Origin of the sequence: Streptomyces sp. 13-12-16, assembly GCF_002114215.1 — a bacterium.
In the GTDB taxonomy this organism is placed as follows: domain Bacteria; phylum Actinomycetota; class Actinomycetes; order Streptomycetales; family Streptomycetaceae; genus Streptomyces.
On the sequence record NZ_NCTE01000856.1, the window covers coordinates 1 to 552 of the forward strand.

Here is a 552-nt window from a genome sequence, read left to right on the forward strand (position 1 = left end):
CCCGGCCGGCACCACCGCGACCTCGGTGTGCCCGACGGGGATGCGGTGGGCGAAGGGCAGGCGGTCGGCGGCGAGCCGCGCCCGTACCTGCGCGGTGACGGGGGCGAGGTCGACGGTGACCGGGCCGGGGGTGGCCGCGTCGTCGCGCAGGGCGTGCAGGACGGCGTCGTGGACGGCCCTGTTGCCGGCCTCCCACGCGGTGCGGAACGCGTCGGTGCGGGTGAAGGAGCGGATCGCTTCGCGGACGAACGGTCCGAGGAGGGTGGTGTCGGTCGTCTCCGTCCGCAGTTCCCGTACGACCTCGTCCCCCACGGTGTCGGCCACGGCGTCGCGGACGTCGGGGTCGGTGGCCAGCGGGGCCACGGTGTCGACGTAGTGGCCGGTGTCGGCGAGGGCGGCCGCCCAGGCGGCCAGGGTGCCGCAGGGGGCGAGGAGGCAGGTGAGGGTGAGGAGGGTTGCGGAGAGGGTGTCGCGGAGACGGGTGCGGTGGGGGCGGGTGCGGTGGGGGGCCACGCCTTCAGTCAAGGTGGCGGGTGTGGGGGGCGCGAGTGG

1 pseudogene is annotated in these 552 nt (G+C 76.4%); it reads right to left on the reverse strand.

Annotation, left to right across the window (positions count from 1 at the left end):
- Nucleotides 1-525 (reverse strand): annotated as a pseudogene (locus B7767_RS30540) (hypothetical protein); the annotation flags it as partial.
- Between the last annotated feature and the right edge of the window lie 27 nt (nucleotides 526-552).